Origin of the sequence: Vibrio sp. 05-20-BW147 (assembly GCF_013369385.1) — a bacterium.
GTDB lineage: Bacteria > Pseudomonadota > Gammaproteobacteria > Enterobacterales > Vibrionaceae > Vibrio > Vibrio floridensis.
The window spans coordinates 320,596-341,792 of the sequence record NZ_SZTO01000010.1; the positions used below are offsets into that span (position 1 = coordinate 320,596).

Genomic DNA, 21,197 nt, shown 5'->3' on the forward strand with positions numbered 1-21,197 from the left:
TTTTCTTTTTCTTTTTCAACAGACAAACATGCCTAGCGTCTTGGTGTCGTTTTCTTTTGCGACCTTTCATCCAAATCAGAGAGGCGGCTGCTTAACGGTGGCACTTTTTCTTTGCCCGCTATTTTCTTTTGTAGTGACAACATCAATTCCGCTTCAGCTTTCGGTAACTCACACTCTTTGATTAGTTCGTTGACATCTGCGCCGAGCTGAACCATCTTGCTAGCGCGCGTATACAAACGACCATCGGTATCTGCTTGCTCCAACTCGACAACTCGTTCTGTTAGATGCTGAATAATGTCTTGCTGTTCGCTTACTCGTTGTCCCAACCCAATAACAACGGATCTGACCTCAAGTAATTGCTTATTTGCTTTCTGTAACTCTTTGTCACTGCTACGCAACATCTGGCTTTGTTGGTCTAAACGCTTTTGCAGTACTGCTTTGACTCGCAATGGAAGCAAAATAAGTACAATAAAAGAGAAGACCACAAAGCCAGCGAGTATCACAGGGCTATCGGAAAACATCTCAAGCATTATAGATGAGCCATGTCATCCCATTCTTCATCCGTCAACAACTTGTTCAGGTCGACCAAGATCAGCAACTTACCATCGCGGTTGCTCACACCTTGGATAAACTTGGCACTCTCATCCGTACCAACAGATGGGGTTGAATCGATTTCTGAAGAACGCAGGTAAACCACTTCAGCGACACTGTCTACAAGAATACCAATCACTTGATGCTCAGATTCAATCACGATAATGCGAGTGTTGTCTGTTACTTCGCCTTCCATTAGGCCAAAGCGTGAGCGAGTGTCGATCACCGTAACGACATTACCACGTAGGTTGATAATACCAAGTACATAATCTGGTGCACCTGGGACGGGCGCAATTTCTGTATAACGAAGTACTTCGCGAACTTGCATTACGTTAATGCCGTAAGTTTCTTCTTCCAGCTGGAACGTCACCCACTGAAGTACTTCATCATTTGTGTGATCTTTTTTTACTTCTACTTCGTTAGAATGAGACATAGCTAATCCTCGTTAATGTCGTTCCCGACTTCTCAAAATTCTGAATTTAATGATTTTACATCCAGTCCGGCATTTAGCATGGAAATTAATGCGTCTACATGAATTAAAGCACACATTTTCTCTTTCACCATGCCGGCAAGCCACGGGCGCTTACCCGATTGCTCACGCCAACGCACTTTTTCTGGATAAAGAAGCTCAGTGCCCAGCAATTTATTACTGGCTAAGCCCCACATGCTATTCCCTAGCATGACAATATACTGATAGTTCGATTTGTATTCTTCATCAGCCAGCTTGTCTGGCATAACCCAACGTGCCGTATCAACCACATCCAGTTGCTGATCCCGATTGGTTTGCAAACCAAGATACCAGCCTGGTCTACCGATTAAGTGGTTCAACTGAGTCAGTTGATGGATTCCACCTAGCTCATCGAGAGGGACAGCGAAAGTCACACTGTTGACATCAAAGTAGAGTACTTGGAAAGCATCTGTTCGTTGAGTCGATGACCAAACCTGAGCGCTGTTTGACTCGGTTTGCATTTCCAACTCGACTTGTGTCTCATGAGACACTTGTTCTTCTTCCTGCGAGATCGTTTCTAACTCAGGCTCTACAGGTGCGACGTCAACCGCTGGCTCTTCAATCTCAACCGGCCAATCCTGAATCTCTTCGCTAAACTCGGTCTCTACAGGCCAATCTTGTATTTCTTCTTTAACTTCGACCACCGGCACTTCATCAACAAGTACCTCTCGTTCGACCACCAGTTGCGCCTCTTGTTGCAACTCAGCAATCGTCGCGGTGTTTTGCGCCAAAATATCGTCGATACCAAGCTCGTCTACGACATTGGTAGATTCTAACTGACTGAGAAGACGTTCGACATCTTCCAAATTTGGCGCTTCGAACTCTCTTAAATCCGTTTCCGCATACCGATAGGATTCTGGCTCTGAATACTGAACTCTCAGCTCTGGTTGATAAGAATTCACTAAACGCTCTGCCACTAAATCGTCTTCGTGGAACAGTTCCAGTTCTTGCTCTTCGGCCAGTAAAGCACTGAAGTAATCATCCAGTGCTTTTTCGCTCGATAGTACCGCTTCTTTGCTACTCATCGATAGCTAACCTCTCTAAATAGATTAGCAATTGCTTATAAGCAAAAACACCACGGCTGCCCTCGGCAAAATGAGATGCAGGTAAACGCTTCAAACTCGCGTCTCTAAACTTAGTATCAATCGGAACCGCTGAAGTCCAAACCTGATCTGGATAGTCCTTTTTTAACTGAGTCAGTGTCTGCAAGGATGCTTTCGTGCGCTTATCGTACATGGTTGGAACGATCGTGACTTTAAAAGGGTCGCGCCGCGATTTTTGCATGATCGACAAAGTACGAACCATGCGCTCCAATCCCTTCATTGCCAAAAACTCGGTTTGGACAGGAATTAAAATTCGATCGCTGGCCGCCAAGGCATTGACCATCATCACACCCAAAATGGGTGGGCAGTCAATCAAGACATAATCGTAATCTTTAGACAAAGCGATTAACGCACGTTTTAATATTAAGCCCATGCCGCTTCTGTTGCCCATTACGCGATCAAGTGTCGCTAAAGACATATGAGCGGGAATGATATCGATCCCTTCAACATCGGTTTTCAATAGCAAAGGTTTAACGTTTTCTCGCGTAAACTCTTTCAGTTGAAACAAATCAAATAGACTGCGCGTCACTCCATCGGGGTCAAAGCCCAGATATGTCGTCAAAGAGCCATGTGGGTCGGTATCGACCAGCAAGACGCGATGGCCTTTTTGACTCAACAGTCCGGCGAGAGTGACGGTTGTGGTGGTTTTACCTACGCCACCTTTTTGATTTGCTACACTCCAAACTATCATATCCTTCCTTACGCTAGCCCTACTTCAACTAGCATACGCTCTGCAATACGATCCAAAGGCAGATCTTCTGTCGATAGTCCTGCTTTGGCCACCGCTTGTGGCATGCCATAAACGACACAGCTCTCTTCATCCTGCGCCCAAATCGTCGCTCCAGCAGACTTGAGCATGCGAGCACCTTCGCGACCGTCAGCTCCCATTCCGGTAAGCACCATAGACAGCACTTTATCTGCGTAGATTTTTGCTGCAGAACCAAAGGTGACATCGACGCAAGGCTTGTAGTTCATGCGCTCTCCACCATCGATAATGCGAAGCCTTGCGGCTCCAGGGCGGCCATCGATCATCATCTGTTTACCACCAGGAGCTAGATATGCCACCCCCGGTTGTAATACATCACCATCTTGCGCTTCTTTTACCTGAATCTTACACAGGGTGTTAAGACGACTGGCAAACGCTGCCGTAAAGGTGGCCGGCATGTGCTGAACCAAGACGATGGGGTGAGGATAGTTAGCGGGTAGTTTTGTCAGAATTTTCTGCAAAGCAACTGGCCCACCTGTTGAGGTACCAATGGCAGTAAGCTGATACTTCTTACCCGATGCTCTGAACTTTGTGACAACAGGAGCTCGCGTTGGTGCAACTGGCTGAGCAACTGCCTCACGCCTTAGTCCTGTTGTAGGACGACTTAGTGAGGTTTGTGGTGCTCTGTCTGCAACAGAGGCGACCGCTGGGCGTCTCATGAATGCGCGTTTTGACGCGATTTGAATGACACGTTGCTGTAGCAAGGAGACCGCTTCGTCACGGTTTCGTGCGATATCTTCAAATTTCTTCGGTAAAAAATCCAATGCCCCTGCGTCTAACGCATCTAGAGTCGCTTTAGCACCATCATGTGTTAACGACGAAAACATCAAGATTGGCGTCGGTATCGACGCCATAATTTCACGAACGGCCGAAATGCCGTCCATGACCGGCATTTCGATGTCCATTGTGATCACATCTGGCTTTAGGCGCTTTGCTTTTTCAACGGCTTCTTTGCCGTTTACGGCCACATCGATCACTTCTAGGCGCGATTCGGCATTGATGATCTCGCTGACCCGACGTCGGAAAAAACTGGAATCATCAACTACTAATACTTTTATCGCCATTTGAGTCCTTATTGTATTGCTGGTTCTCGCTTAGATACGAGAGGCTGCCGCATACTGTTTAAGCAGATCTGGCACATCCAAAATCAGCGCTATATGGCCATCACTTGTAATGGTTGCACCGGCCATACCTGGAGTACCTTGCAGCAGGTTATCTAGCGGTTTGATAACCACTTCTTCTTGACCGATTAAGGTGTCTACGACAAAGCCGACACGCTGGCTGCCAATCTGAACAATCACGACATGTCCATGACCCTTGCGCAGTTGTGCTTTACCCGATTTAGGCGCAAGCCAGTTTTGTAAGTAGAAAAGCGGGATGGCTTTTTCACGAACAATGATGGTTAACTGACCATCAACCACATTGGTGCGGCTCAGATCTAAATGGAAGATTTCATTGACCGAGGCAAGTGGCAATGCGAATGGGTGACCCGCAACACCGACCATCAATGTCGGTAAGATCGCCAACGTTAACGGTACTTTGATTGTAATCTTGGTGCCTTTGCCCAGTTCTGAGTCGATATCGATTGAGCCGTTTAGCGTATTGATGGCCGTTTTCACTACGTCCATCCCCACACCACGACCTGAGATATCAGAAATTTTCTCTTTACTTGAGAACCCTGGAGCAAAAATTAGGTTGAAACACTCTTTATTGGATAGACGACCTGCCGCATCTTCATCCATCATGCCACGTTTGACCGCGATACCACGAAGTTTGTCAGGGTCCATACCGCCGCCATCATCGATGATGGCGAGCTCAATATGATCGCCCTCTTGAGATGCAGAAAGAATGACTTTACCCGTACGAGACTTACCTGCTTTAGCACGGTCATCAGGCATCTCGATACCGTGGTCGACCGAGTTACGCACTAAGTGAATCAATGGATCTGCTAGTGCTTCAACTAAGTTTTTATCTAGGTCAGTCTCCTCACCGCGCATTTCCAGCACGATGTCTTTTTGTAGGTTACGTGCCAAGTCACGAACAACACGAGGGAAACGACCAAACACTTTCTTGATTGGCTGCATACGCGTCTTCATAACGGCGCCTTGCAGATCCGCGGTCACCACGTCGAGGTTAGCGACTGCTTTCGCCATCTCTTCATCGTTACTATTCAGACCGAGACTCAAAAGACGATTTCGAACCAGTACAAGCTCACCCACCATGTTCATAATGGTATCGAGCGTTGAAGTATCCACTCGCACTGTTGCATCCGCTTGTTGCGGCTTTTTGGCTGCTTGTTGCGTCGCTGGTGCTTTGGCTTCTTGCACTGCGGGGGCTTTCACTTCCGCACGCGCTGGTGCAACTGCTGGTTTTGGTGCGGCTTTTACCGGCTCGGCAGGCTTGGACGTTGGCGCTGGTGGTGGCGTCACGTTGGCAGCGGCTGGTTTGGTTGCAAAATCCAACTCTTCTAAAGTTGGCCCTTTGCCGGAACCATGAAGCTCATCTAGTAGTCTTTCAAACTCTTCATCGGTCATCAGGTCGCTGTCTGCTCCACTCGCTGCAACAGGTTTTGTTGGCGACGGAGGAGGCGGAGGCGGGGTTACTACATTTGAAGAAGTTGGACTATTTCCCGCGCCGTGCAACTCGTCCAGCAACTTTTCAAACTCGTCGTCGGTGATGTCACCGCTATCGGTCGCTACACTAACAGGGGCCCGAGGCGGGGCTGATGGCGCTGCTGCACCGCTCGGTGCACTGCCTTTGCCGTGCAATTCATCAAGAAGTTTTTCAAACTCATCTTGGGTAATTTCATCCACTGACGAGGCAACCGTGCTGTTTGCTACTGACACAACAGGCTCTTCGACGATAGGCTCAGGCGTAATTTCTGGCTCTGGTTCCACCGCCGCAACTTCTTCATGAATTACATCTTCTGATTCAGGACGACAGAGATGATGAAGCTCATCCAACAGAACAGGATCGGCCGCTTCGAGTGGCTCGCGATCTTGGACGGCTTTAAACTGATGGTTTACTGTGTCTAAAGCACGTAGCATGGTGTCCATTAGACTTGGAGAGACAGTACGCTGGCCATTACGCAATACGTCAAACACGTTTTCAGCACCATGACAAGTTTCCACCAGTTCAGTCAGTGATAAGAAACCGGCACCACCCTTAACCGTATGGAATCCACGGAAAATAGCGTTTAGAAGATCCCTGTCTTCTGGGTTATTTTCCAATTCTACCAACTGCTCAGAAAGCAGCTCCAGAATTTCCCCGGCTTCAATTAGAAAGTCCTGTAGGATATCTTCGTCTAAATCGTAGCTCATACGTTACCTTTAAAATCCAAGACTGGATAACAAATCATCGACTTCATCCTGCGATGCAACTGCGTCTTCACGCAACTCGGGGTGCAAAATTGGACCCTCTGGCTCGCTGCCACTTTTTTCTTTTTCGGCAAGATTCTGTGTTTCTTGAGTTTTGTCCTTCGGCGGTTTATTTCCAGCAAACACCGTTAGGATATCTACCAATCGCCCTTCCACTTCGTTTACGAGAGTGATGACACGACGGATAATCTGTCCAGTTAAGTCTTGGAAATCTTGTGCCATCAAAATTTCTGTTAACTGGCCGCGTAATTCTGTGCTATCGCCTTCGACTTGAACTAAAAGATCTTCGATACGATGGCAAAGGGCCTTGAATTCACTCAATTCGATGCGACCGTGCATCAGTTCATTCCACTGAGGACGGACTTGTAGCAAGCATTCGTGAAGATTATCGGCTATTGGGAGACAGAGCTCGACAGCATCCATGGTCTTGTTCGCTGCGAGTTCCGTTTTTTCGATGACATATTGAAGGCGATCCCTTGCATCTGGGATTTCATCGTTTGTAATTTCTGTCATCCGTTGATCTAAGCTGAAATTCTTCAGAGAAGTGTGCAGATCTCGAGTCAGCGTTCCAATCTCTTGTAGCATTGGATTGCCATTGTCCTCATAGATCGAAGCAACCAGCTGGTCTGCTGCTGCTTGCTCTCCCTGTTCCAGTAATTCAACTAGAGACTTTGCTTGCTCTAATGAGATCATTCTGAATAGACCCTTTTCGTTTATGCTTCGGAAGCATGCTGCGTTTATGAGCTGCCAATGTTTTAAGTGGCATCTTTATCGATGCTTATAGCAGCTCTGACGAAGTAATCTTCAAACGAGGTTTATAAACGTTCAAAAATTTTATCGAGTTTTTCTTTTAGGGTTGCCGCTGTAAATGGCTTAACGATGTAACCGTTAACGCCTGCTTGAGCCGCTTCGATGATCTGCTCACGCTTCGCTTCTGCTGTAATCATCAATACAGGCAAGTGCTTAAGCTCAGCGTCCGCGCGAATATTTTTCAGCAGATCAATACCTTGCATCCCCGGCATATTCCAATCCGTAACGACGAAATCGAAATCACCTTTTTTCAGCATAGGTAACGCTGTCAAACCATCATCAGCTTCCTGAGTGTTATTGAAACCCAGATCACGAAGCAGGTTCTTTACAATACGGCGCATTGTTGAGAAATCGTCAACAATAAGGATCTTCATGTTTTTATTCAAAATTGCCTCCACTGAATGTCGAAATCAGTGTTTTAATCATTTTGTGTCCAAGCACTAAGCTTAGTGCGCAAACGTTGCATTGACTGGCTCAATATCTGACTGACGCGAGACTCGCTAACACTCAGAATTTCCCCAATTTCTTTTAAGTTTAGCTCTTCATCATAATAGAGCGAAAGTACCAAAGCTTCACGTTCTGGTAGCTGTTTTATTGATTCAACCAGTGCTTTTCTAAAATATTCATCAGCAACACCTTTAAAAGGGGTGTTGTTGTCTGAATCTTCCACCGAGGTGATCACATCATCCGATACCCCAAGATCTTCAATACCAATCAAGCGAGAACAATTGATATCTGTCAAAGCATTGTGGTATTGCTCTAGTGACATCCCCATATGCTTCGCTACTTCGGCATCACTTGGATCTCGATTGAGTATTCCTTCAAGTTCGGCTATCGCTTGGCTAATCTCTCGATTGCTTTTGTGTACCGAACGAGGCACCCAATCACCACGCCTGATATCATCAAGCATAGCACCACGGATACGAATGCCAGCATAAGTTTCAAAACTCGCGCCTTTTGTAGCGTCATAATTTTGTTGAGCTTCTATCAGGCCAATCATACCCGCTTGGATTAGGTCCTCGACCTGAACGCTAGGAGGCAGCCGTCCTAATAAATGGTGAGCAATGCGTTTGACCAACACCGAATATCTTTCAATGAACAGTTTTTGGCTGTTCACATTCGCATGCTGGTCATAAGTAAGCGCTTTATTCACCAAACGGTTCCTCTATAAATGCATTGCGTGAGAGCAATCTTTCGACAAAGAATTCCAAATGACCACTTGGGCTTTTGGGTATTGGCCAAGTCAGCGCTTTGTTGGCTAACGAACTGATCGCCAACGCTGCAGGGGAACGCGGGAAAGCGTCCACCACGATTTTCTGTCTCTTGACCGCTTGTCGCACTTTATCATCTAACGGAATACATGCTACGAGTTCGAGGCTCACATTCAAGAATCGCTCTGTGACCAACGTCAATTTTGCAAACAATTCTCGACCTTCTCGGTAGCTTCTGACCATATTTGCAACAATCTTGAAGCGTTGAACTTGATGCTCTTTACTCAATAACTTAATTAAAGCATATGCATCGGTAATTGAGGTAGGTTCATCACACACCACAACGATAACATCTTGAGCTGCTCGTGAAAAACTAATCACCATATCAGAAATACCGGCGGCTGTATCAATGAGCAGCACATCCATATCATCTTCAAGGCTACCGAATGCTCGAATCAAACCAACGTGCTGAGCATGTGAAAGCTCTGTCATACTCTGCGTCCCAGACGTTGCCGGTATTATTTTAATACCATATGGTCCTTCAACAATAGCATCTTTTAGCTCACATTCCCCAGCCAATACATGCCCTAAGTTACGTTTTGAACGAATTCCGAGCATAACGTCGACATTAGCAAGACCTAGGTCAGCATCTAGGACCATCACTTTCTTTCCTTGGCGAGCCATTGAAATCGCTAAGCCAAGGGTTACGTTTGATTTACCCACACCACCTTTTCCGCCAGTAACTGCAATCACTTTGGTTAATGATGGTTGTGTTAAGCGACGGAGGCCGCTTGCTTGATCGTGTATCATATTCTCAGTCATAGTAGTCCGCCGCCTAGAATCCTTCGTTGTCACTGTTCCAGTAGTGAGGTTCATTCTCTGTCGACTTCTCAAGCAGTTCATTCGCTTTCGCGATCAAATATTTTGGTTGTGCTATCACGATGTCTTCTGGCACCCGCTGGCCATTTGCGATATAAGCAACGGGCAGCGCATTTTGAATGACAACACTGACAAATTCGCCCAAGCTTAATGACTCATCGAGCTTGGTCAGGATACAACCTGAAAGTGGAATTCTACGAAAATGATCTAAAGTCTCTTGTAGTACTCGTCGTTGAGCTGTAGCGGGAAGCACTAGATAACTATGAATGACTTCACCACTCTCCTGCATCAAGGTATCGAGCTGTTCTGATAATCGGACATCTCGCTGTCCCATACCCGCTGTATCGACCAAGATCAGTTTTCTGTTTCTGAGCTGATAGATTACATCGGCTAACTCTTTAGAATCTTTAGCAACTTTTACGGGGCAACCCATAATTCTTCCATAAATGGAGAGTTGCTCATGCGCACCGATTCGATAAGTATCGGTCGTCACTAACGCGACATTGTTCGCGCCATACTCCATGGCTGCTCGTGCTGCAAGTTTGGCTATCGTGGTGGTCTTCCCAACCCCGGTTGGGCCCAACAACGCCACAACACCACCACGTTTCAGAATATCCTGTTTGGTCACGCTAATTTGGTCAGAGACCAAAGCGAGCAACGCCTTCCATGCACGGGCGGGTTTGGTATCTTCTGGAATGTAACACGCCATCTGATCCGCCAGTTCAGGGGAAACTCCCATACGTTCGAGGCGCTTGATAAGCATTGCCCTAAGTGGCTCTCTACGTTCCACTTCTTGCCAAAGTAATCCCGACACCTGATGTTCCAGCAGACGCCGTATTGAGGTCATCTCTTCACGCATGTTTTCTAGTTCGTTACTGCCTTCTTCCTGTTCAGGCTGAGGCTTACGACGATCATAGCGTGTTGGGTCGAGGCGAGGCTCTGGGCGTGGAACACGCCTGTCTTCCGCAATCAGCTTAGCCAACGGTGAATTCTCACGAATTCGGACGTTATTGCCTTGCTCTTCACGATGTTTGTTTTGTCTTTCCAGCAATGAGTTCAGAGAGTCGGCCGATTCATCTCGGTAGCTGCTCTCTTCGCTTGTATTGCTGTACTGCTTAAGCATGTTGGCAAAGCGTTTGGTCATGGATCCGCCATTGGTCTTCTCGCTCTGTAAGCTGACGCGATCGTCTTGAAGATCGCGAGTCGCTTTACGTGCGGGAGGCGCAGTGTATTGCCCTGCTGTCGACGGGGTTGCTGTCGCTTGTCGGCGACTTAAATTAGGCATGCTGCCAAAAGTGGAGGATTGATTGTCACCATCAATCGCAGCGACAATTTCAACGCCACCGGCCACCTTTTTGTTCGACATGATGACAGCATCAACGCCAAGTTCTTCTTTTACTTGGAGTAATGCAGTTCGCATGTCTTTGGCAAAAAATCGTTTTATTTTCAAACCATTCGTCCATTAAACAGGGCTTAACCATCAGTTATTAATTAATAGATCAGTTACCCACAGCCTGTACAATTCGAATTTGTTTTTCGTCAGGAATTTCCTGATACGAAAGCACTCTGAGGTTAGGAATCGTGTTCTTAACAAATTTCGCCAGAGTGGACCGCAGCACGCCCGAGGTGAGTAAGACTGCTGGTTCGCCTTTGAGCTCTTGCTCCTGAGTCGCCATCATCAACGATGATTGCAATCTTTCAGCCAAACCGGGTTCGATGCCCGCAGACTCACCACCTGACGCCTGCATGGTCTGATGCAATATTTGTTCCAGCTCTGGAATTAGGGTAATCACTGGCAACTCGGGTTCTATTCCATTGATTTCCTGAACGATTAGTCGTTTTAATGAAATCCGTACTGCCGCAGTGAGAATGTCGGGTTCTTGACTCTTTGAGGAATATTCAGCCAAGGTCTGAACAATGGTGCGAATATCTCGAATAGGAATCGCTTCATTAAGTAGATTTTGCAGCACTTTCACCACCGTACCTAGCGCCAGTTGGTCAGGAACAAAATTCTCCACCAGTTTCGGCGCACTTCGGCCCAACATTTCCAGCAAGTTCTGTACTTCTTCATGGCCGAGTAACTGCGATGCATTATTAGTGAGTAGCTGACTCATGTGAGTTGCTAGCACGGTTGAAGAATCCACCACAGTATAGCCTAGTGCTTGAGCGTGCTCTCTTTGGTCAGGTCGAATCCAAACCGCTTCCAACCCAAATGCTGGGTCGATAGTCGGTTCACCATCGATCATGCCATACACTTGACCTGGGTTAATGGCCAGTTCTTGATCAGGACGAATTTCAGCTTCACCGACGGCGACACCCATCAAAGTGATTCGATAACTGTTCGGAGTGAGTTCTAAGTTGTCACGAATGTGCACTGGCGGGATCAGGAAGCCAAAATCTTGTGAGAGCTTCTTACGAACCCCTTTCACGCGTTCAAGCAGTTCGCCACCTTGGTCTCTGTCCACCAATGGGATAAGACGATAACCCACTTCCAAGCCAATGATGTCGACCGGCTGTACGTCATCCCAAGAGAGCTCACGTACAGAGGGGGCATTGCTGCTGTCTGCCACCATGGGCACTTTCGGTTCTTTGGCCTTTTGCTTTTGCTTCTTATCAATAAAGTAAGCACCTGCTCCGGCGATCGCCGCTAGCGTCAGGAAAGCAAAATGAGGCATACCAGGTACAATCCCCATGATGCCCAGAATCGCTGCGGTGATCGTAAGCGCTTTTGGATTGTCAAACATTTGGAAGAGCATCTGCTCGCCCATATCTTCATCGGTATTCTGACGAGTCACCATCATCGCCGCTGCAATAGAAAGCAACAGGGATGGGATCTGCGCCACCAGACCGTCACCAATGGTCAGCAATGTATAGATTTTGATGGCGTCGGTGAAACCAAGATCATACTGCGCCATACCAATGCTCAAACCACCAATGATGTTGATGAACAAGATCAAAATACCGGCGATGGCATCACCTTTAACGAACTTCGATGCACCATCCATCGAGCCGTAGAAATCGGCTTCTTTGGTCACTTCAAAACGACGTAAACGCGCTTGTTCTTGGTCTATCAAGCCCGCATTCAAGTCGGCATCGATCGCCATCTGTTTACCAGGCAAAGCGTCCAAGGTGAAGCGAGCACTTACCTCGGAAATACGACCCGCACCCTTGGTGACAACCATAAAGTTAATGATCATCAAGATCAGGAACACCACAAGACCAACGGCGTAGTTACCGCCGATCACCACGTTACCAAACGCTTCGATAACGTTACCAGCCGCGTCTCCCCCTTCGTGCCCCTTCAGGAGAACCACACGCGTTGAGGCAACGTTCAAGGCCAATCTAAGCAAGGTCGCAATCAAAAGTACCGTGGGGAACGCTGCAAAATCGAGTGGTCGACGGGTATACACCGTCACCAACAACACCACCATGGCTAAGGCGATGTTAAAGGTAAAAAACATGTCCAATAGGAACGGAGGAATGGGGAGCACAACCATCGCCAAGGTGGCCAACACCATAATCGGTGCGCCAATCGCAGGCATGGAGCGTTGGGGAATTTTCGGCAACTTATCTGCAAACGGCAGAGTAAATTTCATAGCCATTACTTCGTCTCAATGGATAACTTTAACTTATTGATATAGAAAATAACCACTGGGGTTATCCGTACGTATCATTCGGATTAGGCCACTCTCAAGCAATCTCTATACCAGCTCATGCGCCAAAATAATGACAAACGTGACCATACGGCAAAGTACCGCTCAAAAGCGCTCTCATAACAAGCAAATCACTGGCGCAAATCAGGTGGAATAGGCAAATCATAATCTTTCAGTTTCGGACGATGCCCACCTCGTTTTCGATACTGCTTCAGTTGGAACACATACGCCAGAATCTGAGCCACTGCAGTAAACAACCCATCTGGGATCTGCTGTTCCAGCTCCGTTGAATAGTAAAGCGCGCGTGCCAGCGGCGGAGCTGGAACAATGTAAATATCATGCTCTCTAGCAACTTCTCGAATTTTCATCGCCATGTGATCGGTTCCTTTCGCCACCACCACAGGCGCTCTATCGGTACTTTGTTTATAACGCAGCGCAACAGAGAAATGCTCCGGGTTGGTCACGATCACATCCGCGGTCGGAACGTCCGCCATCATACGGCGCTGAGCGGCTTCACGTTGCAGCATACGGATACGGCCTTTGACCTCAGGCTTACCTTCGGTGTCTTTGTATTCGTCTTTCACTTCTTGCTTGGTCATTTTCAGTTGATCAGCGTGTTGCCAAATCTGAAAAGGAATGTCGATCGCCACCACAATCAACAACGAACAACTGATCAGCAAAACGAAATTCAACAATATGTCCAAAGCGTGGAAAATATTCTGTGGATAGACATCCAAACTGAGTTGGATTAAGTCTTCCTGTGAAGCTTGAATCAGATAGATCGCTACGCCCGTGACCAAGGCGACTTTTAAGATGGATTTGATGAGTTCAACCCAGCTTTGCAAGCCAAACATACGTTTGATGCCGCTCAGTGGGTTCATTTTCGATAATTTAGGCATTGCCGCTTCCACTGAAAAACTGATGCCACCGACGCCGGCAGAACCAATCGCAGCGGCGACAAAGAGCGCAAACAAAATAAGCAGCAGAGGAAGCAGCAAAGCGCTTAAGGCACCACTGGCAATATCAAATAGCTTACTGGGGTCAAAAATTTCTTCACGAGAGAGGCTAAACAAACGCCCCATCGCTTTGAACAACGCTCGTGCGAGACTTTCACCGAACCACATCAGGGAAACAGCACCAATCACCAATACTGACACAGAAGCCAGCTCTTTTGAGCGTGCAACTTGGCCTTTTTCCCGCGCTTGTTGTAACCGTCGGGGCGTGGCTTCTTCGGTACGTTCTTGACCGTCTGACTCTGCCAAACCAGCCTCCTAGCAATTCAAGCGAATAAATCGGCAAACCTGCTGTTCGCCTTGCAACCAGTACAGCTCATAGTGGCTGTATAAGCCAGCCAAGATGTACCAACAAATCAATAATCCCACCAGCAAAGCGAAAGCGAAACCAAGGGAGAAAATGTTCAGCTGCGGTGCGGCTCGGGTCATCACCCCAAAAGAGAGGTTGATGGTCAGCAACGCAATAATGCCCGAAAGCGACATGCTCAAGGCGGTTTTGAACATGATGCTCAGCCACAGTGCCAGTTCGCGGAAATCAACCGCATTCAATGAACCACTGCCTATGGGCAAGGTTTTGAAGCTAAACAGCACCAATTGCAGCATTTTCAAGTGGCCATCAGTGGCAAGGAAGAACAAGGTCGACAGGAACATAAATAACTGACCGAGCAGCGGTGTATTCTGTCCATTGGCCGGGTCCACCATGGAGGCGAAACCCAAGCTCGATTGCATACCCAAAATCTGCCCCAGCAAGACAAACGTTTGGATGATAAATTGCGTGACCATCCCCATCGCTACACCAATGACAATTTGCTCAAAGGTGGTCAAAAAACCTTGGAACGAGAGCAGTTGGAGCTCTTGTGGTACTGCCGGAATGGCGGGCATCAAGGCCAAGGTGATGGCAAGGCTGAGATAGAGTCGAATTCGAGGAGAAACAAAGCGCGCACCCGTCACCGTCATCACCATCAGCATGGATGAGATACGGGTGAAAGGCCAAAAATAGTTGGCTATCCAGTCCAGAATAATGGTGGTTGGATATTCCATCGCTCCTCCCACCTAGTACAGAACTTGCGGAAAACGTTCCACTAGCGCGAAAAAGTATTCCATCAACATCTGTGTCATCCAATGGCCAAAGAGCATTAACGCCAGCAAAGTCACAATCAGACGTGGCAAAAAGCTCAGGGTTTGTTCGTTGATCGAGGTCGCCGCCTGAAAGATAGCCACAATCAAACCCACCAACAAACTGGGAATAATGATGGCACACACCATGATAAGAACCATCCACAGTGCTTCACGAAACAGCTCAACAAAGACTTCAGGTGTCATCGCTTATCCTCCCTGCTACAAGGCAAAACTGCCAGCTAAGGTGGACAAGATCAAATTCCAGCCATCGACTAACACGAACAGCATCAGCTTAAATGGTAACGAAACGATCATTGGAGAAAGCATCATCATACCCATTGCCATCAGCACCGAAGCCACCACAAGGTCAATGATAAGGAACGGCAAAAACAGCATGAATCCGATTTGGAATGCGGTTTTCAGCTCAGAAGTGATGAACGCGGGAATCAACACTGCCATCGACACATCTTCAGGATTAGTGACTTGCTCTCCAGACATGTTGACGAATGTTTCGAGATCTTTCACGCGTGTTTGCTTGAGCATAAACGCTTTCATTGGCCCTTGCGCGGCGTCAAACGCTTCGCGTGCGGTGAGCTGCTCATTCAGGTACGGCTGAACCGCCTGTTCATTCACTTCGTTGATCACCGGCGACATGATAAAAAAGGTTAAGAAAAGTGCGATACCAATAATGACCTGGTTTGACGGCGTTTGTTGCAGACCCATGGCCTGTCGCAAAATCGACATCACCACCACAATGCGAGTGAATGAGGTCATCAAAATTACCATCGCTGGCAAGAAGCCAAGCATGGTCATTAACGCTAAAATCTGCAACGTGACCGAGTAGTCTTCACTGCCGTCAGGGTTAGTGGTCATGGTGAAAGCAGGAATTCCCCCACCTTTGCCAACACTCATAAACTCGCTTTGACTGGTGTCACTCTGCATTTGTGAAACCGTCACACTACCGCCCGGTGCAAGATTGGCTGGCAACGCGGTCTCTTCCGCTTGTGCCCAAGCCGAAAAGGAAAATAGGGATGCCATCAGTAAGCTGAGTGATAGCCAAAACGTGGTCAGAAGTTGCTTATTGTTCATTCTTTTTCAGTAGCTGGCTAAATTGTTGTGCAAATGCCGTTTTAGCCAACTCCTCCTGTTTTAACGGATGCTCTAATTTTGCAATCAGCTGGATAGACTGACTGGTGATGCCCACTAAAAATTGTTCTTCCCCCGCCTGAACAACGGCGATGCGCTCTCGGGTCCCCACCGCCATTTGGCTCACCACTTTTAGACCGTGTTTCTGGCCGAATGCTGGCGTTTGGATGCGCTTCATCAGCCAAGCTAAAAAGAGAATAAAAGCGATAACGAGGAGAAGAGAAGCAAACGTGGTGGCAAGGTCAAGTTCTGGCGTTTGAGGCGCGGCCCAAACACGAGGAGCACTCGTCATGGTGACCAGTGCTCCTGTAAGACCAAATAAGCGATGGCGATAACGGCTTGGTCTCATAAGCATTAACGCAATTTTTTGATACGTTCAGTTTGGCTGATCACGTCAGTGAGACGAATACCAAACTTATCGTTGACCACCACGACCTCGCCATGCGCAATCAATGTTCCATTGACCAACACATCGAGTGATTCACCCGCCAGGCGGTCCAGTTCCACTACCGAACCTTGGTTAAGCTGAAGTAAGTTACGAATGCTGATTTGTGAACGGCCCACTTCCATTGAAATGGTCACTGGAATATCCATAATGGTATCCAGTTTACGACGCTCATCGGCGGTGATTGGCGCAGAGGTGTCTTTTAGTTCTTCCAATGGTGCAGCTAAAACTTCGTCAACATCAATGTCAGGCGCTGAAGGATCTTCACCCAGAGCCGCTGCCCATTCTGCCGCTAGCCTTTCATCTTCACTTGATGCCATGTTACTGTCCTGTTTTTACTTACTGTTTAACTGAATACTAGACAAAGATATTACTCAATACAGAGCGTATTAATCATCGTCGTTACTTTCTAGCTCAGACATAATGTCTTTGCCCAAGAAAGTTAAATCGGTTTTCACCACATGCGGGCGTTCAATTTCTTCGGAAATTTGCACAGCCAGCTTCTCGTTAGATTGCCCCATCTTTACACGATAGGTGGGCAATTCTTCGACAAACATCACCGCATGTTTAGGCATTTCTATAGGAATAACGTCTCCAGGACGAAGTTCCATCAGATCGCGCAAAGAGATTTTTTTCTCTAACAAGTTAACTCGGAAATTCACCGGGCAATCCATGATTTCTTCGCGCAGAGCAGAGCTCCAACGTACGTCCGTTTCCATTTTGTCCGATTGCACACCCGCATCAAGCAATTCGCGGATCGGCTCGACCATGGAATACGGCATGACCACATGGAAATCACCACCGCCGCCATCCACTTCGATGTGGAAAGAGCTCACCACAATCACTTCCGTTGGGCTAACAATGTTCGCCATACTCGGGTTCACTTCCGAATCGAGATACTCAAATTCTACCCCCATCACCGGAGACCAAGCTTCTTTGTAATCTTCAAATACGATTTTCAGTAGAAGCTGTATGATGCGTCGCTCAGTTGGGGTAAATTCACGGCCTTCAATTTTGGCGTGGAAGCGACCATCGCCACCAAAAAAGTTCTCTACAAGAATAAACACCAAACGCGCTTCCATGGTGATCAACGCGGTGCCTTTTAATGGCCTGAAGCGAACCATGTTCAAACTGGTGGGTACGTACAGCGTGTTTTGGTATTCACCAAATTTCATCATTTGTACACCGTTGATCGAGACTTCGGCAGTCTTTCTCAACATGTTGAACAAACTGATACGCATATGGCGAGCAAAACGTTCGTTGATTAACTCCAAGGTCGGCATGCGACCACGGACAATCCTATCTTGTGAAGAGAAGTCGAAATTGACGGCACTGCCTAGATCATCATCTATCGGCTCATCTATCTCATCGACATCATCCACCCCATGAAGGAGCGCATCAATCTCGTCTTGGCTTAATAGATCGGTCACGCTATACCTACTGGATTACAAAGTCGGTAAACAATACTTTTTCAATCACAGACTGACCTACCGATTTCGTCAGCGCTGCTTTAATGTCATCTGTGGCTTTGTCGCGTAGCTCCGTTCGACCAGTAGGTGAACGCAACTGCTCAACCGTTGCTGAAGCAAAGGTAGACAGTAAGGAGCTTTCAATCAGTGGAGAGTGATAACGAGCAAGGTTCTCGTTTTCAGTTCCTCTGACCATCAACTGCACTTTAATCTGTACCATGCGGTTACGATTGTCGCCTGTCACATTGAAAACAAAAGGCTGAGCAATATTAACGTACGCAATCGGGTCTTCAACAGGTTTTGCGTCGACTTGTGCAGTGGCTTCTTCTTCCGCAGGATCAGAGCCCATCAGGAAAAAGGCCGCGCCACCGCCACCAACCAATAAAACAACAACAGCAATGATAATGATGAGGAGTTTACTTTTCCCTTTTGGTGCGTCTTCACCGTTTTGCATTTCTTCTGCCATGAGCTGCTCTACCTATCAAACTTAACAATTTGTATTTTATGCGTAAAAACTGATTCCATCACGCTTTGATGTGACATTTAAGTCAAGTTTAACGTCAGCCTCAAGGTTTTCCTCATTTGAAGAGGCAAATCTGCTGCTTTGTTGTCCATTCCCTTGCCCATCTGCACTGTATTGTCTCTGCTGTTGGCCAGACGCTTGCTGCTGTACCGACGAATCGGCTAGTTGCATTCCTTGTTGGGCGAGCATTTCCCGCAGTCTCGGCAATGTCTGTTCAATGATTTCGCGCGCTTGCGGGTTGGTGACAGTGAAGTGCACATTAGCGATATCATTGTTCATTGCCATGCGAATTTGCATACGGCCAAGCTCCGGAGGATCAAGACGAATATCGAGTTGTTTGAGGTTCTTCGACATCATCATTTGCACTTTTTCTGCCACCTGCTCATTCGCTAACTCTCGCGTTAATGGCATTGGCGGCTGTTGTGCTGCAACATTCTCTGCTCTCGTTTGTCCTGTCACTGTCTGCGCACTGTAGAGAGAGGGCGTTGGTTGAGCCCCCTGGTTCTCTGTGCTTGTTTGCTTCGATGAGCCTTTTACGCTGCTGGCAAGGCCAGCCGCCGCTAATGCAGCCTGCATCGATTGCACTTGAGATTTAGCCACATCCGGAGACACAGCAGGATTAAATGCGGTTGGTATCGTATTCGCCGTCATGCCTTCAGGCAGAGTGATGGTGGCTTTGTCTGCATTCAATGGGACAGTTGTGGCCGCGTTTGGCTGTGCCAGTGCCGTATGCACCGCTTGCGCTAATGCTGCGCTGCCTGCCGTTTTAGCAGCAGCGCTATCTTGATGCTTTGGCGGAGCAGATTGAGACGATGTCCAATCAATAGCGGCATGTCGTTCACTCACTCCTTCCGAAGGGGTAAGTTGCGCCTGAGTGGTGGCTGCGATAACGGGTAATCTTGTCGTCCATTCTGATGGGGGGAAATCCGCCACCATTTGACCCAACTTCAAACCATCGAGAATTTTTTGCTCAGGCGCGCTCAAAGGTTGCGCCGCCGCTAATTTTTGCTCAATGACCACTAACAACTCAAGTGACACCACTTGCGGTGTTTCACTTGACGACGCTGCACTATTTTTAACCGAATTGACTCCCATGGCGCTGCTGGCAAGCAACGCTTGTGGATCCATATCAGCACTTGGCTGAACATCCTTGCCGAGTGCCGCACTATTAGCAAGGTGACCCGCCTGAGGTTGCGGCATCACCTCGCGCCAATCTTGTGGCAATTCAGTCTTGGCCACTTGCGCATTGATGATTTGAGCTTGATGAGCAGCATCAATAGGTTGTGCTTGACTAACAGCCTGTTGATCAAGATGCGCGGAATAGTGGGAGAAGCTTTGCCCTTGTTGGGCCGCAATCAAGGCTTGATCATCATCGAGTACATCACGTTGTAGCTGCACAGAAGTCGCCGCTGCTGCAATGGCTGCGCTCGATTCAATGTCTGGCGATGCGTTTTGTGGCAACGCTTTGCCACTGGTTTCTTTGAGCGCCGCATTTGACTGTTCTAACTGACCCAGTATTTTGGAGCCTTCCTGCATCACCGCTTGCTTGCTCTTGTCACCTGGAACCACGGTGTCTTTTGCTGCAACAGGAGCGCCTTTCAATACATCACTGTGTGTCGTTAGGCGACTAAGCGATTGATCCGATTTGTCATCTTCACTACCAAGTACTGCTGAAGAGTCTTGGTCTGATTTCGATTCGGTCACGCGCTGAGACGCAGAGAGGTCTGCTGCTGATTCAAGCTCTAGTAACTCATCAACCGAGCTATCTGATGGGCTAACCTTTGCCTCACTGGTTTCGACGGCATCACCAAGAGTACTCGCCTCTTTGGTGTCTCCCGTTTTAGTGCTTTCCAATTTAGTGCCTTGCGAAGCTTTTGCTGATACATTGCCGTCCGCTTCCGTTTTTCCAGAGGAGAAGACTTCAGAAAGGGTCTGCAAAAAACCTTTGGAGTCCGTAGAGTCGGCCTTGGCGGTTGCAGCCAAACTTTCGTCACTTTGACTGGTGGTCTTTGTTGTCGTGGAAACGGGTTGCAGATTCACATTCATAATTCGAGTCTCTTAGCCGCGCTAAAATGGGTTAAAATCCAACGCTTTCCAGCCTTGGTATTGAGCTAAAAAAATAGCCTGCAAAAAGCAAGCCACTTCTCTCATTTAGCGCCGTGAATAGAGCAAGGTTGAAAACTCATCCATCTGTTTCTGCTCTCGCTTTGCTTCAGCTTTGAGTTTCTCTTGCTGTTTTTTCTCAATCATCCACTCGTAGGATTTTCGTTGCTTGCGCACTTCTAGCCAATAATGTTCACAGTTTTCGACTTGTTGTTTAAATTGTGTTTCTGCTTGCTTTTGCTTAGAGAGCGTTTCATCCAGTTTACCGAGGAATCGATGCAAATGAACAAACTGGCTGGCAGTCAGACCATTTTGCCCTCGTTCGACGAGCTGCTGGCAATAGTCAAGGCGATACTTTTCAATTTGAGCCAATTGAGCGTAGTAACTTTCCAACTCCGATTTCGCCTTATTCAGCGCCATCACCGCTTGGTTTTCTTTCTCTTTGGTCTGCTCAAGCAGAAAGTCCATTGCGTTTTCCATC

The 21,197-nt window shown here is 47.6% G+C and carries 22 protein-coding genes; all 22 read right to left on the reverse strand.

Translation table 11 applies throughout. The annotated features are described in order from the left end of the window. Positions 1-32: 32 nt before the first annotated feature. The 22 genes from FC652_RS11670 to fliJ all read right to left on the reverse strand — a co-directional run bounded on the left by FC652_RS11670 (position 33) and on the right by fliJ (position 21,196). Positions 33-530, reverse strand: a complete 498-nt coding sequence (locus tag FC652_RS11670) for a DUF2802 domain-containing protein (protein WP_176298696.1) — start codon at positions 528-530, stop codon at positions 33-35. After that, a complete protein-coding gene (locus FC652_RS11675) occupies positions 530-1,024 on the reverse strand; it encodes a chemotaxis protein CheW (RefSeq protein WP_017420583.1) in 495 nt (164 codons plus the stop codon). Before FC652_RS11675 ends, FC652_RS11670 begins: the two co-directional genes overlap by 1 nt. 32 nt (positions 1,025-1,056) lie before the next feature. Further along, positions 1,057-2,124 (reverse strand): chemotaxis protein CheW, encoded by a 1,068-nt coding sequence (locus FC652_RS11680; protein ID WP_176298697.1) that lies wholly within the window; start codon positions 2,122-2,124, stop codon positions 1,057-1,059. Next, entirely contained in the window at positions 2,117-2,893 is a 777-nt protein-coding gene (locus tag FC652_RS11685) for a ParA family protein (RefSeq protein WP_176298698.1), read from the reverse strand. The genes FC652_RS11680 and FC652_RS11685 overlap by 8 nt, the downstream gene beginning before the upstream one ends. Positions 2,894-2,901: 8 nt before the next feature. Further along, a complete protein-coding gene (locus FC652_RS11690; RefSeq protein WP_176298699.1) occupies positions 2,902-4,032 on the reverse strand; it encodes a chemotaxis response regulator protein-glutamate methylesterase in 1,131 nt (376 codons plus the stop codon). Positions 4,033-4,062: 30 nt separating this feature from the next. Then, a complete protein-coding gene (locus FC652_RS11695; RefSeq protein WP_176298700.1) occupies positions 4,063-6,288 on the reverse strand; it encodes a chemotaxis protein CheA in 2,226 nt (741 codons plus the stop codon). 9 nt (positions 6,289-6,297) lie between these two features. Further along, positions 6,298-7,038 (reverse strand): protein phosphatase CheZ, encoded by a 741-nt coding sequence (locus FC652_RS11700; RefSeq protein ID WP_176298701.1) that lies wholly within the window; start codon positions 7,036-7,038, stop codon positions 6,298-6,300. A gap of 122 nt (positions 7,039-7,160) precedes the next feature. Further along, positions 7,161-7,529 carry a chemotaxis response regulator CheY gene (gene cheY, locus FC652_RS11705; RefSeq protein WP_017052487.1) on the reverse strand — a complete coding sequence of 123 codons (369 nt, stop codon included), beginning with the start codon at positions 7,527-7,529 and terminating at the stop codon, positions 7,161-7,163. A gap of 44 nt (positions 7,530-7,573) precedes the next feature. Further along, positions 7,574-8,308, reverse strand: coding sequence for an RNA polymerase sigma factor FliA (locus FC652_RS11710; RefSeq protein ID WP_176298702.1), 735 nt, complete (start codon positions 8,306-8,308; stop codon positions 7,574-7,576). After that, positions 8,301-9,188 carry a MinD/ParA family protein gene (locus FC652_RS11715; RefSeq protein WP_176298703.1) on the reverse strand — a complete coding sequence of 296 codons (888 nt, stop codon included), beginning with the start codon at positions 9,186-9,188 and terminating at the stop codon, positions 8,301-8,303. The genes FC652_RS11710 and FC652_RS11715 overlap by 8 nt, the downstream gene beginning before the upstream one ends. A 13-nt stretch (positions 9,189-9,201) precedes the next feature. After that, positions 9,202-10,695, reverse strand: a complete 1,494-nt coding sequence (gene flhF / locus FC652_RS11720) for a flagellar biosynthesis protein FlhF (protein WP_176298704.1) — start codon at positions 10,693-10,695, stop codon at positions 9,202-9,204. Positions 10,696-10,744: 49 nt separating this feature from the next. Beyond that, the gene (gene flhA / locus FC652_RS11725; RefSeq protein ID WP_176298705.1) at positions 10,745-12,841 is read right to left on the reverse strand and encodes a flagellar biosynthesis protein FlhA; all 2,097 of its coding nucleotides are present in this window, start codon (positions 12,839-12,841) and stop codon (positions 10,745-10,747) included. Between the two features lie 188 nt (positions 12,842-13,029). Further along, positions 13,030-14,160 (reverse strand): flagellar biosynthesis protein FlhB, encoded by a 1,131-nt coding sequence (flhB, locus tag FC652_RS11730; protein ID WP_176298706.1) that lies wholly within the window; start codon positions 14,158-14,160, stop codon positions 13,030-13,032. Positions 14,161-14,169: 9 nt separating this feature from the next. Next, complete coding sequence (gene fliR / locus FC652_RS11735) at positions 14,170-14,952, reverse strand: flagellar biosynthetic protein FliR (protein ID WP_176298707.1); 783 nt, start codon at positions 14,950-14,952, stop codon at positions 14,170-14,172. Positions 14,953-14,964: 12 nt separating this feature from the next. Beyond that, positions 14,965-15,234, reverse strand: coding sequence for a flagellar biosynthesis protein FliQ (gene fliQ / locus FC652_RS11740; RefSeq protein ID WP_011079845.1), 270 nt, complete (start codon positions 15,232-15,234; stop codon positions 14,965-14,967). Positions 15,235-15,249: 15 nt separating this feature from the next. Then, positions 15,250-16,119, reverse strand: a complete 870-nt coding sequence (fliP, locus tag FC652_RS11745) for a flagellar type III secretion system pore protein FliP (RefSeq protein WP_176298708.1) — start codon at positions 16,117-16,119, stop codon at positions 15,250-15,252. After that, positions 16,109-16,531, reverse strand: a complete 423-nt coding sequence (gene fliO / locus FC652_RS11750; RefSeq protein WP_176298709.1) for a flagellar biosynthetic protein FliO — start codon at positions 16,529-16,531, stop codon at positions 16,109-16,111. Before fliO ends, fliP begins: the two co-directional genes overlap by 11 nt. Further along, complete coding sequence (fliN, locus tag FC652_RS11755; RefSeq protein WP_176298710.1) at positions 16,531-16,941, reverse strand: flagellar motor switch protein FliN; 411 nt, start codon at positions 16,939-16,941, stop codon at positions 16,531-16,533. Before fliN ends, fliO begins: the two co-directional genes overlap by 1 nt. A 69-nt stretch (positions 16,942-17,010) precedes the next feature. Next, entirely contained in the window at positions 17,011-18,051 is a 1,041-nt protein-coding gene (gene fliM / locus FC652_RS11760) for a flagellar motor switch protein FliM (RefSeq protein ID WP_176298711.1), read from the reverse strand. Positions 18,052-18,058: 7 nt separating this feature from the next. After that, positions 18,059-18,556 carry a flagellar basal body-associated protein FliL gene (gene fliL / locus FC652_RS11765; RefSeq protein ID WP_176298712.1) on the reverse strand — a complete coding sequence of 166 codons (498 nt, stop codon included), beginning with the start codon at positions 18,554-18,556 and terminating at the stop codon, positions 18,059-18,061. Positions 18,557-18,592: 36 nt separating this feature from the next. Next, entirely contained in the window at positions 18,593-20,659 is a 2,067-nt protein-coding gene (locus FC652_RS11770) for a flagellar hook-length control protein FliK (protein WP_176298713.1), read from the reverse strand. Between the two features lie 105 nt (positions 20,660-20,764). Next, complete coding sequence (gene fliJ, locus FC652_RS11775; protein ID WP_176298714.1) at positions 20,765-21,196, reverse strand: flagellar export protein FliJ; 432 nt, start codon at positions 21,194-21,196, stop codon at positions 20,765-20,767. Between the last annotated feature and the right edge of the window lies 1 nt (position 21,197).

Coding starts and splice junctions, on each gene's coding strand:
- FC652_RS11670 (WP_176298696.1), bottom strand. CDS start 530: ATGCTTGAGATGTTTTCCGATAGCCCTGTGATACTCGCTGGCTTTGTG.
- FC652_RS11675 (WP_017420583.1), bottom strand. CDS start 1,024: ATGTCTCATTCTAACGAAGTAGAAGTAAAAAAAGATCACACAAATGAT.
- FC652_RS11680 (WP_176298697.1), bottom strand. CDS start 2,124: ATGAGTAGCAAAGAAGCGGTACTATCGAGCGAAAAAGCACTGGATGAT.
- FC652_RS11685 (WP_176298698.1), bottom strand. CDS start 2,893: ATGATAGTTTGGAGTGTAGCAAATCAAAAAGGTGGCGTAGGTAAAACC.
- FC652_RS11690 (WP_176298699.1), bottom strand. CDS start 4,032: ATGGCGATAAAAGTATTAGTAGTTGATGATTCCAGTTTTTTCCGACGT.
- FC652_RS11695 (WP_176298700.1), bottom strand. CDS start 6,288: ATGAGCTACGATTTAGACGAAGATATCCTACAGGACTTTCTAATTGAA.
- FC652_RS11700 (WP_176298701.1), bottom strand. CDS start 7,038: ATGATCTCATTAGAGCAAGCAAAGTCTCTAGTTGAATTACTGGAACAG.
- cheY (WP_017052487.1), bottom strand. CDS start 7,529: ATGAAGATCCTTATTGTTGACGATTTCTCAACAATGCGCCGTATTGTA.
- FC652_RS11715 (WP_176298703.1), bottom strand. CDS start 9,188: ATGACTGAGAATATGATACACGATCAAGCAAGCGGCCTCCGTCGCTTA.
- flhA (WP_176298705.1), bottom strand. CDS start 12,841: ATGAAATTTACTCTGCCGTTTGCAGATAAGTTGCCGAAAATTCCCCAA.
- fliR (WP_176298707.1), bottom strand. CDS start 14,952: ATGGAATATCCAACCACCATTATTCTGGACTGGATAGCCAACTATTTT.
- fliQ (WP_011079845.1), bottom strand. CDS start 15,234: ATGACACCTGAAGTCTTTGTTGAGCTGTTTCGTGAAGCACTGTGGATG.
- fliP (WP_176298708.1), bottom strand. CDS start 16,119: ATGAACAATAAGCAACTTCTGACCACGTTTTGGCTATCACTCAGCTTA.
- fliO (WP_176298709.1), bottom strand. CDS start 16,531: ATGCTTATGAGACCAAGCCGTTATCGCCATCGCTTATTTGGTCTTACA.
- fliN (WP_176298710.1), bottom strand. CDS start 16,941: ATGGCATCAAGTGAAGATGAAAGGCTAGCGGCAGAATGGGCAGCGGCT.
- fliL (WP_176298712.1), bottom strand. CDS start 18,556: ATGGCAGAAGAAATGCAAAACGGTGAAGACGCACCAAAAGGGAAAAGT.
- FC652_RS11770 (WP_176298713.1), bottom strand. CDS start 20,659: ATGAATGTGAATCTGCAACCCGTTTCCACGACAACAAAGACCACCAGT.
- fliJ (WP_176298714.1), bottom strand. CDS start 21,196: ATGGAAAACGCAATGGACTTTCTGCTTGAGCAGACCAAAGAGAAAGAA.